The sequence below is a fragment of the Bradyrhizobium sp. P2_E8 genome (genome assembly GCF_056403875.1).
The window spans coordinates 1-14,002 of the sequence record NZ_JBFUES010000076.1; the positions used below are offsets into that span (position 1 = coordinate 1).

Below are 14,002 nucleotides of genomic sequence, written 5' to 3' on the forward strand. Positions count from 1 at the left end.
GCGCCAACCTGTGCGCACGCGACCCCGCGCGTCAGTTCGGCCGCTTCTTCTTGCTGCGCTTCGGTTTGACCACCGGCGCATCCGCTGGCGCCGTCGCCGGTGAACTGCCCAACTGCGACCTGCTCTCCTGCAACCGCCTGTCATAGCCGGGAGAGTTCATGACCGTTGGCGGCCGGGCTTCCGCAAGCGTGGCCGCGCCGCAGAGCACGGCCAGTGCGAATCCGATCATCAAGAAACGCGTCATCGTTGCTCCTTCGGTCGCGCGGCATGCACCCAGGCGCTACCCGCGAATCTGCTGCGGCGTCAGCCCGGGCGGGCCGTTGCCAGCGACTTCAGCCTCCTTGACCAGCGCAACAATGCGGCGCATCAGCGGCACATCGACATTGTTCTGCTCGGCAAGCGCGATGACCGCGCCCTGGAGATAGTCGATCTCGGTCTTGCGGCCCTGCTTCAGATCCTGCCACATCGAGGAGCGCGCCTCGGGATCGATCTTCATGGTCCGCCCGAGGATCGCGTTGAAGATCATGTCGGGCAATTTCAGCAATGTCGGCGTCAAGTTCAGCGGGATCGGCGTCGCTGAAACCGGATTGAGGCCGGCGGCCTTCATCGCGGCCAGCCCCTCTGCCATCTGGTCGGCGAACAATTTTCGCCAGTCGCGGCTTGCCAGTTGCGCGGCGAGCGGCATGTCCGACAAGGCGCTGAGCGCGTTGTTCAGGTTGATGATCAGCTTGCCCCATTGCACGCCGGTGATGTCGCTGCTCGCGCGCATCGAAAGGCCAGATACCGAGAGCGCGCCGGCCGTGTTCCCGGCGTCCTCTCCGACATGGATGTTGCCGGAGGTCGAGCGGTGGAAGCGGCCCTCGCCCATCGCGATCACGTTGAACGGCACCATGCCGGCCAGCACGCGCCGGCCGCCGAGGCGCTCGCGCAACACCGCGACATTGCCGACGCCGTTTTGCAGGGACACGATGACGGCATCCTGCGGCGCGTGCTGCGCGATCTGCTCCGCGACATCGGCAGTGTCGGCGCTCTTCACCGTCACCAGCACGATGCCGGCGCTGTGGAAGATCGAAGGGTCTTCCGACAGCGCGAGCTGGCCGGCCCCGAGCTTCTTCTCGGAGCCGTCGAAATCGGTCAGCCGCAGGCCGAACCGCTCGATCTCGGTCTTCACCCGCGGCCGCACCAGCAGCGCGACGCGGCGGCCGCCCGCCGCCAGCATGCCGCCGACGAAACAGCCGATGGCGCCGGCGCCGGCCACCACGATCGGTCGATCCGTAACCACTGACCTCGCTCCCTGAATGACCGGCCTTCGATAGCAGAGGCGAGGCCAGCTGCCCATCGCGTCGCAGCCGCCTTGTAACCGTCATGCGAGCCCCATATGTTCTCGCCCCGGGGGCAGTCAGCGGCGAGCACTCGCCGAACGAGACGCCAAAGGAGAGCACCATGGGTCTACTCGACGTCCTCAATGGCATGCAGAACGGCCCGCGCGGCCCCAGCACACCCAGCTCCGAGAAATCCTCCGGCGGCATGTCGCCGATGACCATGGCGCTGCTCGGCCTGCTCGCCTGGAAGGCATTCAAGCATCTGACGGCTGGCCAGCCGGATGCGGCGCCTGCCCCGCAGCAGCGCTCACCGCTGCCGCCTCCGACGCCTGTCAATACCGGCAACGCCACGCTTCCCGGAGGAAGCGGCGGCGGTCTCAGCGATCTGCTCAAAGGCGGCCTCGGCGGCCTGCTCGCAGGCGGCGCGGCCGGCACCGTCCTGAGCGGCGGCCTCGGCGATCTCCTCAATCAGCTCCAGCAGGGCGGCCACGGCGAGGCCGCGAATTCCTGGGTCGGCAAGGGCGAGAAYAAGCCGATCGCGCCCGGCGATCTCGCGAGCGCACTCGGCGCGGACCAGATCGAGAGCCTGTCCGCCCAGAGCGGCCTGTCGCGCCAGGAGCTGCTCTCCGGCCTCAGCCAATATCTGCCGCAGGTGATCGACCACCTGACGCCGGACGGACGGCTGCCGACCGAGAACGAACTCTCGGGCAGAATCTAGTCGAAGATTGATCTGCGCGTTCTCGGGAAGGGGAGCATTGTCATGAGCATGGGCGGCCTGTTGTGGATCATCGTCGTCGGCTTCATCGCCGGCCTCATCGCGCGCTGGCTCGCGCCGGGGCCGAACAATCCGAGCGGCTTCATCCTCACCACCATCCTCGGCATCGCCGGTGCGTTTCTGGCGACGTTCATCGGCCAGGCGATCGGCCATTACGGCCCGGACCAGGGCGCCGGCTTCATCATGGCCACGATCGGCGCGGTGGTGGTGCTGTTCATCTGGCACCGGCTGGTGGCGAGCGGCGTGATAAAGGGGTAGGTCCCTCGTCGTCCCGGACAAGCGCGCCCCAAGCGCGCGCAGATCCGGGATCCATAACCACAGGGAGAAGTTTGGCGAAGACTGACAACTCCGAGTCTTCGCCACACTACGCCCTGTGGTTATGGGTCCCGGCCTTCGCCGGGACGACACCTGTATTTGCCGCGCGACTTCACGTAATCAAATGCATCCCCGCATCCATGCGCACAACCTCGCCGGTCATGTTGCTGGAGGCCGGCATCGCCAGGAAGCAGACGAGCTGCGCGATGTCCTCCGCGCTCGAGGCGACCTTCAGCGGCACCTTCGCCACCACGCTGTCGCGCACCTGCTTTGCGCCGGCCTCGCCGCGGCCCTTGGTGAACCAGGGCGTGTCGATATAGCCGGGGCATACCGTGTTGACGCGGATCAGCGGCGCCAGCGCCCGCGACAGCGACAACGTCATCGTGTTGAGCGCGCCCTTGCTCGCGGCATAGGCGATCGACGAGCCGACGCCGCTGATGCCCGCCACCGACGACACGTTCACGACCGCCGACGCCCGCCCCGACGCCTTCGCGCCGGCTTCCAGCAGGCTGCGCGCCGCACGCACCATCTGGAACGGGCCGATGGTGTTGACGCCGTAGAGGCGCTGGAAATCTTCCGCCGACAATCCGTCGAGATCGGCATGGGCGACGTGCTTGGTGGTGCCGGCATTGTTGACGAGCACGTCGAGCCGGCCCCAGCCGCTGGCTGCCGCAACGATCTTGCGGCAATCCACATCCTTGGAAACGTCGCCCTGGGCGACCAGGACTTCCGCAGCGCCCGCGTTGCGGCAGAGCTCTGCCGTGGCCTCGGCTTCCTTCTGGCTCGACGAATAGTTGATGACGAGCCGCGCCCCGCTCCGCGCGAGAATTTCCGCGGTCGCAGCCCCAAGTCCGGATGCGGACCCCGTCACGATTGCGCACAAGCTGTCTTTGGCCATCCGGATTTCCTTCCCCTGTATCTGATGCAAGCCTTAAGTCGCTGGCCCTGTTTAGCGAGTTTGCCGCACGCTGCAAATCGAGCAAACTCCGCTAAGCGGAATTAGTCCAGACCGGTTCTCGCGCCCATGCCGGCGCCGCAGATGGGCCTGCGATCAACGCTTGTCAGGGCCATGGCTTTTTCAGATCATCGGGCGCAAGAAGAGACCGCGCGCCGGCTTGACTTGGCGGGACGCGCCAATGGCAAAACACGGGGAACGCTGTGGCGGAGAGTGACAATATCGTCGTCGAGACCGCGGAAAAAATCTTCGCCGATCTCGCCGATCCGCAGACCATCAACAACGACAAGAAGGATTCCTGGCAGGCGCCGCTGTGGCAGGCGCTGAGCGAAGCCGGGCTGCCGCTGTCCTGGGTGCCCGATGATCTCGGCGGCTCCGGCGCAAGCCTTGCCGACGGCTTTGCGCTGCTCAACGCGGCCGGCCGCTTCGCGGTCGCGGTCCCCCTCGCCGAAACCATGCTGGCGGGCTGGCTGCTGGCGCAGGCCAGGATTTCTTCGCCGGAAGGCGAGATGACGGTCGTCCCGGCGTCGCCGAAGGATCGCATCACGCACGATGCCGACGGCGCGCTCTCCGGCCGAGCCCGCGGCGTGCCCTTCGCCAAAGCCGCAAAGCATTTTGTCGTGCTGGCGCATGGCAAGGACGGCGCCGTGATCGCGCTGGTCGATGCCAGCAAGGCCCGGATCGAATCCGGACTCAATGTCGGTTACGACCACAGCGACACCGTCACGCTTGACAAGATCCAGCCAATCACGGTCAAGCCGGCGCCGAAGGGCTTCGACCAGACCACCCTCATGCTGATGGGCGGTGTCGCGCGCAGCCTTCAGATCGCGGGCGCGCTGGAAGCGATGCTCGACATCTCCGTGCGCTATTCCAACGAGCGCGTCGCGTTCGAGAAGAAGATCTCGAAATTCCAGGCCGTGCAGCACAACCTCGCCCGTCTCGCCGGCGAATCCGCCGCCGCGCTTGCGGCCGCGACGTCCGCGGCCGACGCCATCGCGAACGCAAAGTCATTCGACGACGAGGTCTACCTCGAGGCCGCCTCGGCAAAGATCCGCTGCGCGGAAGCCGCCGAAAAAGGCGGCGCCATCGCGCATCAGGTCCATGGCGCGATCGGCTTCACCAGCGAGCACATCCTGCACCGGTATTCGCTGCGCGCGTTGGCCTGGCGCGACGATTTCGGTTCGGAAAGCCACTGGGCCGTCGAGCTCGGCAAGCTGGTGGCCCGGCGCGGCGCCGACGAATTGTGGCCGCTCGTAGCTTCGCGTTGATCGGGAGACGAAACACATGACCGCTGCCCTCCGTTTCGATCCGATCCGCCTGCCGGAGAAATGCGAGCAATTGCGCAAGGAAGTCCGCGCCTTCCTCGCCGAGGAAATCGCCGCCGGCACCTTCGATCCGCACAAGCCCAACCGCGAAGACACCGACGCGCCGGAATTTTCCCGCCGGGTCGGTGCCAAGGGCTGGTTGGGCATGACCTGGCCGAAGAAATACGGCGGCCAGGAGCGCTCTTTCCTCGAACGCTACGTGGTGACCGAGGAGATGCGCGTGGCCAATGCGCCGACGCGGCGATTCTTCGTCGCCGACCGCCAGAGCGGACCGGTGCTGCTGAAATATGCGCCCGAGCACATCAAGATGGAGATCCTGCCGCGCATCTGCCGCGGCGAGATCTGCTTCGCGATCGGCATGAGCGAGCCGAACTCCGGCTCGGACCTGTYCGCGGCGAAGACGCGCGCGACCAAGGCCGACGGCGGCTATCTCATCAACGGCACCAAGATCTGGACCTCGTCGGCGCACATCGCCGACTACATGATCGCGATCTTCCGGACGTCGCCGCCGACCAAGGAGAACCGCCGTCACGGCCTGACGCAGTTCTTGGTCAAGATGAAGCAGCCGGGCATCAAGGTGAACCCGATCGGCCAGATCACGGGCCAGTACGAGTTCAACGAGGTCGTCTTCACCGACTTCTTCGTACCCGACGATCACGTGCTCGGCGAAGTCGACGGTGCGTGGAAGCAAGCCACATCGGAGCTCGCCTATGAGCGTTCGGGCCCCGAGCGCTTCCTGGAAACCTACTACGTTCTGACCGAGCTCGTCCGCGCGGTCGGCCCCAATCCGGACACGCGCAGCGCCGAAGGCATCGGCCGGCTGGTGGCGCAGCTCCACACCATGCGGCGCATGTCGGTCTCCGTTGCCGGCATGCTGCAAGCCGGAAAGGAGCCCGTGGTGGAAGCGTCCATCGTCAAGGACATCGGCACGGTCTGGGAGCAGCAGCTTCCGCATCGCGTGCGCGACCTCGCCGCATTCGTCGAGGAGACCGCGACCAACCGCGAGACGCTGGAGCGGCAGCTCGATTTCGCCATCAAGACCGCACCGAAACTCACCATCCAGGGCGGCACCACCGAGGTGCTCCGCGGCATCATCGCCCGCGGGCTTGGTTTGCGCTAGTCGCGCGGACTTGGCTTGCGCTAATTCAATCGAGGATCATCATGAGCACCTATACAGATATCGGCGTCGAAAAGGTCGGGCACGTCGGCACCATCGAGATCCGCCGTCCGCCGCTCAACTTCTTCGACATCTCGCTGATCAACCAGATCGCGGATGCGCTCGACGAGTTCGACCGCGACATCGAGATCCGCGCCTCGGTGCTCTCGGCGCAGGGCAAGGCGTTCTGCGCCGGCGCCAATTTTGGCGACCCGGCGCGACAAGCCCAGGAAGCGCGCGAGGCTAACAAGAAGGGCGATCCGGCGGACAATCTTGGCCCGATCAGCCATCTCTACATCCAGGCCGTGCGTATCTTCCGCGCCAAGAAGCCGATCGTCGCGGCCGTGCAGGGCGCAGCCATCGGCGGCGGCCTGGGTCTCGCGGTGTCCGCGGATTTCCGCGTCACCTGCCCCGAAGCACGGTTCTCCGCGAACTTTACAAAACTCGGCTTCCATCCCGGCTTCGGTTTGACCGTGACGCTGCCGGATCTGATCGGCAAGAACAACGCCGAGCTGATGTTCTACACCAGCCGCCGCGTCACCGGCGAAGAAGCGGTCAAATGGGGGCTCGCCAACGAGCTGGTGCCGCAGGACCAGGTGAAGTCGGCCGCGATGAAGCTCGCCGGCGAAATCGCCGAGTGCTCTCCGCTCGGCCTGCTGTCGACCCGCGCGACGATGCGCGCCAGCCTCGCCGACCGCGTCATGGCCGCGACCAACCACGAGCTCGCCGAGCAGACCCGCCTGCGCGCAACGGAAGACTTCAAGGAAGGCGTCAAGGCCACGGAAGAACGGCGCGCGGCGAATTTCAGGGGGCGGTAGTCAACTATCGCGCCGGTGCTTCGACAACCTCTCCCGTCGTCCCCGCGAAGGCGGGGACCCATAACCACAGGGAGGAGTCGTAGCGCAAGCTGGTAACTCCGAGTCTTCGTCAAACCACACCCTGTGGTTATGGGTCCCGGATCTGCGCTTCGCTTGTCCGGGACGACGGCGGTAGGTGTGGCTGCTATTTCCTTCCCACCACCAGCGCATCAACGATCGTCACGCCCTGCCCTTCGGCGTGCACCAGCACCGGGTTGAGCTCGATCTCCGCAATCTGCCTCGCGTGGCGCGCGGCGAGCACGGAGATGTCGGCGATCAATTGCGATAGCGCCGCAACGTCCGCCTTCACAGCTCCGCGAAAGCCGTTCAGGCGTGGCGCCGCCTTCAATCCCGCCAGCATCGCGCTCGCTTCTTCTGCGCCGACCGGCGCCGGGCGATAGGCGACGTCACGGAACAGTTCCGTGGTGATCCCACCGAGACCCACCATCACCATCGGGCCAAAGGTCTCGTCCGTCATCGTTCCGACGATGATCTCGACGCCCCGCCTTGCCATCGGGCCGACCAGCACGCCCTGGATCACGGCCTCCGGCCGGTGCTTGCGCGCATTGGCGAGCAAGGCCTCGAACGCCAGAAACACCTCGCCCTTGGTGGCGATGTTGACGCGCACGCCGCCGACCTCGCTCTTGTGCGCGATGTCGGGCGACTGGATCTTCATCACCAGCGGGAAGCCGATTCGGGCGACCGCTTCATCGAGCCCTGCCTTGTCCTTCACCAGCACCTCGTCCGGCAACGCGATGCCGGCGGCGCGCAGCAACGCCTTGCTGTCGGCCTCTGACAGAACCGGCGAGGTCAGATGCACGGAGAGATCCCGTGACGGCGGCCGCGCCTCGTCCGCAGGCTTCGGCAGCTCGAATCGGGCGTAGTCGACGAGCTGCCGCATCGCGACGCCGGCATGGGTCAGACCCGAGAGCACGACGACGCCGGATTTGCCAAGCTCGCGCCGCGCGAAGTCGGACGGCACCGTGTAGGAATAGAACACCACCGGCTTGTGCTGCGCCGCCAGCACCGACGTCAGCTCCTCTTCCCTGAAGGGCTTGCGCACCTCGCTGGAGAGCGACAGCACGACCAGGATCGCGTCGACCTCGTCGGAGGCCGTGAGCAGATCGACGCTCTTCTGGAGACCACCCGACGTGACGCCCTGCGCGGTGACGTCGATCGGATTGCGCGCGGTGCCATAGGACGGCATCAGCGTCTTGATCTCCGCCTGGATCGGCTCGGACAATTCGGGCACCTGCAACCCCCGCAGCGCCACCGCATCCGCGCCCCAGATGCCGGCGCCGCCGGAGACGGTGACGACGGCGACGCGATCGCCATTCGGCAACGGGTTGCTTGCCAGCACTGCGGCGATCGTCAGCGCTTCGTCGAGATCGTTGGAGACGATGAAGCCGTATTTCGCGAACACCGCGTCATAGGCTGCCGACCAGCCGGCCATGCTCGCGGTATGCGAGGCCGCGGCACGCTGACCTGCCCCGGAGCGGCCGACTTTCGTCACGATGACGGGCTTCTTCATTTCAGCCGCCCGCCGCGCAGCCGCGAGAAACTTGTCGACGTCGCGGATGCCCTCGATGAACAGCAGGATCACGTCGGTCGAGGCGTCCTGCACCAGGTAATCCAGGAACTCGCCGGCGCCGAGATCGGATTCGTTGCCGGCGCTGACGACGTAGCTCACGGCGACACCGAGCGCGCGGGCGCGGTGATAATAGGCAAAGCCGATGCCGCCGCTCTGCGCGACGATGCCGATCCGTCTTTGCGTGGCGATAAGCGGCACCACACCGGGCTTGACGTCCACGGCCGGACTGAACGTCGCCGCCACGCACTGCACCTGACTGAAGAAGCCCTCGGCATTCGGACCGGAGATCCGCATGCCGGTGCGCTTGGYCAGCGTCGCGATCGCATCCTGCATCGCTGCACTGTCGCCGCCCTCCTCCGCGAACCCGGAAGAGATGATGACCGCATTCTTGACGCCGGCGGCGGCGCATTGCTCGAGTGCAGGCAGCACGGCACGGGCGGGAATGATGACGACGGCGAGATCGATCGGCGCACCGATCTCCGCGATCGATTTGTAGCAGACGAGCCCGTCGATCTCGGCGTAGTTCGGGTTCACCGGGTAGATCTTTCCGGGATACTCGTTCTTGCGCAGCATCGACAAGAGCCGCCCCGGGATCTTCTCGTGATCGCGGGAGGCGCCGATCAGCGCGATGCTCGCGGGCGAAAAGAAGCTGTCGAGCGGATGCGGCATGTTGAACCCTTGCTCTTGTCTCTATCCGTCATCCTGAGGCGCGAGCCGCGCGGTGCACAGCACCGCGCGGGGAGCCTCGAGGGATGAACGGCCCCGCCGTGGCCGTCGCCCTTCGAGGCTCGCCGAAGAGGCGAGCACCTCAGGGTGACGGTGATCGATGCGAGCGCGCTGCTTACTCCCGTCATTGCGAGCGCAGCGAAGCAATCCAGAGTCTTTCCGCAGAGAAATTCTGGATTGCTTCGCTTCGCTCGCAATGACGGATTGACCGCCGCACCCGCCCMATCACCCGCAATTCCACACCGCGCCGATCGGCGTGCGCGTCCAGCACGGACCGAAGCTGCCGCCATTGTAGCGGCTGCCGCCAAAGCCGGGCTGGCCGAAATAGTGCCACTCGCCATCCCAGCGATAATACTGGGGAACCGGATCGATGTACCAATGGCGCCGGTCGTTGCGCGCAAGGCGCCGCATTGCGTCCTTCTGTTTGTAGAGCGGAATGCTGTTGCTCAGCGGTTGACGGTAGCCCGGCAGGAAGCCGTAGCCATGCCAGACCGGCTTGGGGCGTTTTTGAATTGACGCAGCGGGCGCGACCGCGGGCAGCAGCGACAGGATGACAGCAACAGATAGACACATAAGGCGCGACATGGATCGACCATAGACAGGCGAATGCAGGAAGGCCATTCAAATTCGAGTGCGAGACTTATCGTCTCACCAGACTCCGATGAGAGACTAGCCGATCTTCTCGCGGACATGGGCCTCCGCGCGGTCCAGCAGATGATCGAGCGTACTCTCGGCCGTATCAAGCACCAGATGCTCCCGATCCCACGGCTGATAGGGACGGCTCACGACTTCATCCCAGCTTGGAAGGTTGAGACCATCGATATCGGGTGAACGGCTTTCCACGCGCTGCCTGTGCACCGCCGGTTCGCTGCAAACCACTTCAATTTCGACCATGCATGCCGAGCTCTGCGAGGCCGTCTGTCGCCATGCAACGCGGCTTGCCAGCACCGGATTGACGCAGTCCGCGATGACGATGCGACCGAGCTTGAGATTTTCGGCTGCCAGCGCATTGGCGACGGCATAGCCGGCTGCGCCGACGATGAGCCCTGCGTCCCGCAATGTCTGCTCGATGGCATCGATACGAAGATATGTCGCCGCCAGCCGAACGGTGAGTTCGCGAGAGATCGTGGTCTTGCCGGTGCCCGGAAGGCCGCCGAACACGATGAGTGCGGATGTAGATGATCGGTTCATAGCGGCCTCTAACTGATCACGCCCTTGCGGATCAGGAAGCATCCATAGCCCCTGCTGTCGCCGACCTTCACGACGCCGAAGCTCGCCGCCGCCGCGCGATAGAAATCCGGACGCGTGAGTTTGCCGGGCGCGACAGTGCGGCCGGCGGCGCGCTCGATCTCCGCAAGCACCGCACGCTGCACGTCGGGCACGCGATCAGGATCGTCCACGGGCATCATCACGCGCACCGGATCGGGATCGAAATCGTCGAGCGGGTAGACCGACATGATGGCGCGGGCGGCCGTCTCCATGCCCATGCCGGGCAACCGGATCAGGCGCTGCGAGGATGTCGTTTTGGCGATGCGCGTTGCCGGATGATTGGCGTCGACGAAAACGAGGTCGTCGCCATGGCCCATCGAGGCCAGCAGCCAGAGCAGATCGGGCGTCAGGATCGGATCGATCGATTTCAGCATGTGACGGCATTTCCCCTGAAGGCTTGTCTCTTCTGTCGCCGGCGAAACCGACGATTCACCATAGCAGGTTCCAAGCGTGATTCAGATCACGCAGCCACCCATGGTGATAGGGATCACGGACCCCTGGCTCGAACGCGGCCAAGCTTCATCGCAACCAATCTCGCATCGAGATCAGTGCCAGAGGAGCACGCCATGTTCCGCCTAAAGCCTTTCCTGATGACTGCGGGCCTCATCGGAAGCCTGTTCGGCTTCGCCTGCGGGCCTGTTTCCGCGCAAGTCGCCCCGGTCGAGCCGGCTCCTGCCGCGCTGCAAGGCCCGGAGCAGCGGGTGGCGCTGGTGATCGGCAATTCGAACTACAAGAACGCGCCACAGCTCGTGAACCCCGACAACGACGCCGAGTCGATGGCGAAGTTCCTGAATTCGGCCGGCTTCGAGGTGGTCGCCGCGACCGACCTGACCCAGAACGACATGCTCCGCGTGGTGCAGGACTTTTCCGCCAAGGTGTCCTCGCGTGGCCCCAACACCGTGGCGATGGTCTATTACGCCGGTCACGGCGTGCAGCTCGCCGGTGAGAATTATCTCGTTCCCGTCGACGCCAAGGTCTCGAGCCCGACCGAGCTCGTCAACAATTCGGTGCGTCTGGTCGACGTGATGTCGACGCTGGAGACGATCCCGAGCCGCATGCGCATCGTCATCCTCGATGCCTGCCGCAACAACCCGTTCCCGAGCATCAACGACGCCGGCCGCGGCCTTGCCATCGTCGATGCGCCGAACGGCTCGATCGTCGGCTATTCGACCGCGCCGGGCGCCGAGGCGCTCGACGGCACCGGCGGCCACAGCCCCTACACCCAGGCCTTCCTCAACGTCGCGCGCGAGCCCAACGTGCCGATCGAGCAGCTGTTCAAGCGCGTGCGTCTGCAAGTGAACCAGACCACCAGCGGCGCGCAGATCCCGTGGGAGAGCTCGTCGCTGACATCAGACTTCACCTTCTTCGGCGACACCGCCGTCGCCGCCAACCGCGCGCCGGTGAATGCGCCCGTCGTGCAGATGGCCTCCAACCTGCCGAGCCGCTCGACCCGCCAGGCCTATGACTACGTCGTGTCAGAGGGACGGCCGGAGTACTATCAAGAGTTCATCCAGATGTATCCGCACGACCCGCTGTGCGATCACATCCGCTGGCTGCTCAACAACCTCCTGCTCACGCAGGCTTGGCACAAGGCGGTGCTCGCGAACTCGCCGCTCGGCTACCAGACCTTCTACGACAGCTATGGCAACAGCCCCTACGCCGTGTCCGCGCTGAAGCTCGCAGCGCAGCCGAAGCTGATCCCGCTGATGCAGGCGACGAAGTTCCTGGCTCCGCAGAACATTGCGCCGACCTTCAAGATCGGCAATCTGGGCCAGCCCAAATACATGCCGATGCAGCAGGGCAATGGTGGTGGTCAGATGAATGGAAATCTGCCGGTCGTGCAGAAGCCTGTCGACGGCAACGTCATCGGCAAGCTCGGCAATGGCGGCCAGATCGTCAACCTGCCGGCGGGCAACAACCAGCCGAACCAGAACGGCACGCCGTCGCCGACCCCGGGCAAGATCGTCACCCTGCCCGCGCCGACCAACACCACGACCAACAATGGCGGCATCGGCAAGATCGTGACGCTGCCCGCGACCAACAACACCACGCAGAATGGCGGCAGCAACAATGCCGGCACTGCCAACGGCAAGACCAATGGCACGCCTGGCAAGATCGTGAGCATGCCGGTGAATGTCGGCAAGGGCGGCACGACTGTCGAGACCAAGCCGGTCGTTCAGACGCAGAACAACCCGATCCGCGTCAACAACGGCAACACCGGCATCGTGAAGCTCAACAACAACCCGGTGAACAAGGTGCAAGTCCAGAACAACCAGCAGAACAACCGCCCGCAGCTCAATGCGACCAACCGTATGGTCAACAACGGTGGCAACAACTTCCGGCAGTCGATGAACCAGGCGCCCGCCATGGGCAGCGGCAACAATCAGCGCGGCTTGATGCACTGATCGCGACACACGAACGAAAAAGGGGCAGAGCGGCGACGCTCTGCCCCTTCGTCGCGTCAGCCCTCAAACGTCGTCATTCCGGGATGCGCCGCAAGGCGCAGGCCCGGAATCCATACTCATTATCGTGGTTATAGATTCCGGGTTCACGCTTCGCGTGCCCCGGAATGACGACTAAGCCACCAGCTCGGCAAACAGATCCGCGTCGACATTGCCGCCGGAGAGCACGATGACGACGTTCTTGCCGGCGACGTCGAGACGTCCCGCGAGCAGCGCGGCAAGGCCGACGGCGCCGCCGGGCTCGACCACCAGCTTCAGCTCGCGATAGGCGAACGCCACCGCCGCGCCGACTTCCTTGTCGGATGCCGTGACGCCGCGCGCGAGCAGCTTGCTGTTGATCGCAAAGGTCATCTCGCCGGGGATCAGCGCCATCAGCGCATCGCAGATGGTGCGGCCCGCGGGCGCATGCGGCTCGCGATGGCCCGCAGTCAGCGAAAGGTTGTGATCGTCGAATGCTTCGGGCTCGGCCACCACGATCTGCGCCAGCGGGTATCGCGCCTTGATCGCGGTCGCGACGCCGGCGATCAGGCCGCCGCCGGAGGCCGGTGCCACCACGATGTCGGGCGCGAGGCCAAGTGTTTTCATGTCTTCCGCGATCTCGCGGCCGGCGGTGCCCTGCCCTGCGATCACGAAAGGATCGTCATAGGGCCTGACCAGCGTCGCGCCGCGCTTCTCGGCGATGCCGCGCGAGATCGCCTCGCGGTCGTCGCGGTCGCGGTCGTACAGCACGACCTCGGCGCCATAGGATTTGGTGCGCTCGCGCTTCGACAGCGGCGCGTCCGCAGGCATCACGATGGTCGCCTGCATGTCGAGGATCTTGGCCGCCGCCGCCACGCCCTGGGCGTGGTTGCCGGAGGAGAATGCCACGACGCCGCCGGCGCGCTGGTCCTGCGGGATCGAGGCGACCTTGTTGAAGGCGCCGCGGAACTTGAAGGAGCCGGTGCGCTGGAGCATCTCCGGCTTCAGGAACACTTTGGCGCCGACGCGCTCGTTGAGCACGGGAAAGGACAACAGCGGGGTGCGGATGGCGAAGGGCGCGATCACCCGCGCTGCGGCATCGATATCGGCGGGGCCGATCGGAAGGGGCTGTTCGGTCATGGCTGACCTTATCGCGGCGGATGAGGCCCGGGCAAGACACCTCCGCGCGAGGGTTTCGAAAGCGTTTTAGAGCGAAGTGGATACCGGTTCGCGTGAAGAAAACGCGTCAAAACAAGAATCTAGAGCCCGGTCCGATCCATCGGAACGGAAA

13 protein-coding genes are annotated in these 14,002 nt (G+C 65.3%); 6 read left to right on the forward strand and 7 right to left on the reverse strand.

All coding sequences use genetic code 11. The annotated features are described in order from the left end of the window. Nucleotides 1-280 precede the first annotated feature (280 nt). Entirely contained in the window at nt 281-1,282 is a 1,002-nt protein-coding gene (locus AC1D00_RS06695) for a 2-dehydropantoate 2-reductase (protein WP_477010116.1), read from the reverse strand. Between the two features lie 161 nt (nt 1,283-1,443). On the opposite strand from AC1D00_RS06695, the gene AC1D00_RS06700 reads away from it, so the two are divergent. Then, a complete protein-coding gene (locus tag AC1D00_RS06700) occupies nt 1,444-2,040 on the forward strand; it encodes a YidB family protein (RefSeq protein ID WP_135174857.1) in 597 nt (198 codons plus the stop codon). Between the two features lie 42 nt (nt 2,041-2,082). Further along, nucleotides 2,083-2,355, forward strand: coding sequence for a GlsB/YeaQ/YmgE family stress response membrane protein (locus AC1D00_RS06705; protein WP_083926312.1), 273 nt, complete (start codon nt 2,083-2,085; stop codon nt 2,353-2,355). A gap of 169 nt (nt 2,356-2,524) precedes the next feature. On the opposite strand, the gene AC1D00_RS06710 is transcribed toward AC1D00_RS06705, so the two are convergent. Continuing rightward, complete coding sequence (locus AC1D00_RS06710; RefSeq protein WP_135174858.1) at nt 2,525-3,310, reverse strand: SDR family NAD(P)-dependent oxidoreductase; 786 nt, start codon at nt 3,308-3,310, stop codon at nt 2,525-2,527. 260 nt (nt 3,311-3,570) lie between these two features. On the opposite strand from AC1D00_RS06710, the gene AC1D00_RS06715 reads away from it, so the two are divergent. The 3 genes from AC1D00_RS06715 to AC1D00_RS06725 are packed head-to-tail and all read left to right on the forward strand — an operon-like array spanning nt 3,571 to nt 6,666. Next, entirely contained in the window at nt 3,571-4,635 is a 1,065-nt protein-coding gene (locus AC1D00_RS06715) for an acyl-CoA dehydrogenase family protein (RefSeq protein ID WP_477010117.1), read from the forward strand. A gap of 16 nt (nt 4,636-4,651) precedes the next feature. Then, nucleotides 4,652-5,812 carry an acyl-CoA dehydrogenase family protein gene (locus AC1D00_RS06720; RefSeq protein WP_477010118.1) on the forward strand — a complete coding sequence of 387 codons (1,161 nt, stop codon included), beginning with the start codon at nt 4,652-4,654 and terminating at the stop codon, nt 5,810-5,812. 41 nt (nt 5,813-5,853) lie between these two features. Beyond that, nucleotides 5,854-6,666, forward strand: coding sequence for an enoyl-CoA hydratase/isomerase family protein (locus tag AC1D00_RS06725; protein WP_271576803.1), 813 nt, complete (start codon nt 5,854-5,856; stop codon nt 6,664-6,666). Nucleotides 6,667-6,850: 184 nt separating this feature from the next. Here AC1D00_RS06725 and AC1D00_RS06730 read toward each other — a convergent pair whose 3' ends face one another. From AC1D00_RS06730 to AC1D00_RS06745, 4 genes are all read right to left on the reverse strand, one after another. Continuing rightward, nucleotides 6,851-8,965, reverse strand: a complete 2,115-nt coding sequence (locus AC1D00_RS06730; protein WP_477010119.1) for an acetate--CoA ligase family protein — start codon at nt 8,963-8,965, stop codon at nt 6,851-6,853. A 282-nt stretch (nt 8,966-9,247) separates the two neighbouring features. Further along, nucleotides 9,248-9,607: a hypothetical protein gene (locus AC1D00_RS06735; RefSeq protein WP_477010124.1), complete on the reverse strand. Its 360-nt coding sequence runs from the start codon at nt 9,605-9,607 to the stop codon at nt 9,248-9,250. Nucleotides 9,608-9,691: 84 nt separating this feature from the next. Next, on the reverse strand, nt 9,692-10,213 hold the full coding sequence (locus AC1D00_RS06740; protein ID WP_477010120.1) for a P-loop nucleotide/nucleoside kinase family protein: 522 nt from the start codon (nt 10,211-10,213) through the stop codon (nt 9,692-9,694). Between the two features lie 8 nt (nt 10,214-10,221). Further along, nucleotides 10,222-10,665, reverse strand: a complete 444-nt coding sequence (locus AC1D00_RS06745; protein WP_477010121.1) for an RbsD/FucU family protein — start codon at nt 10,663-10,665, stop codon at nt 10,222-10,224. A 192-nt stretch (nt 10,666-10,857) separates the two neighbouring features. Here AC1D00_RS06745 and AC1D00_RS06750 point away from each other — a divergent pair, with 192 nt between their 5' ends. Next, nucleotides 10,858-12,696, forward strand: coding sequence for a caspase family protein (locus AC1D00_RS06750; protein WP_477010122.1), 1,839 nt, complete (start codon nt 10,858-10,860; stop codon nt 12,694-12,696). A 171-nt stretch (nt 12,697-12,867) separates the two neighbouring features. Here the strand turns inward: AC1D00_RS06750 and AC1D00_RS06755 are convergent, their stop codons facing one another. Then, nucleotides 12,868-13,851, reverse strand: a complete 984-nt coding sequence (locus AC1D00_RS06755; RefSeq protein ID WP_477010123.1) for a threonine/serine dehydratase — start codon at nt 13,849-13,851, stop codon at nt 12,868-12,870. Between the last annotated feature and the right edge of the window lie 151 nt (nt 13,852-14,002).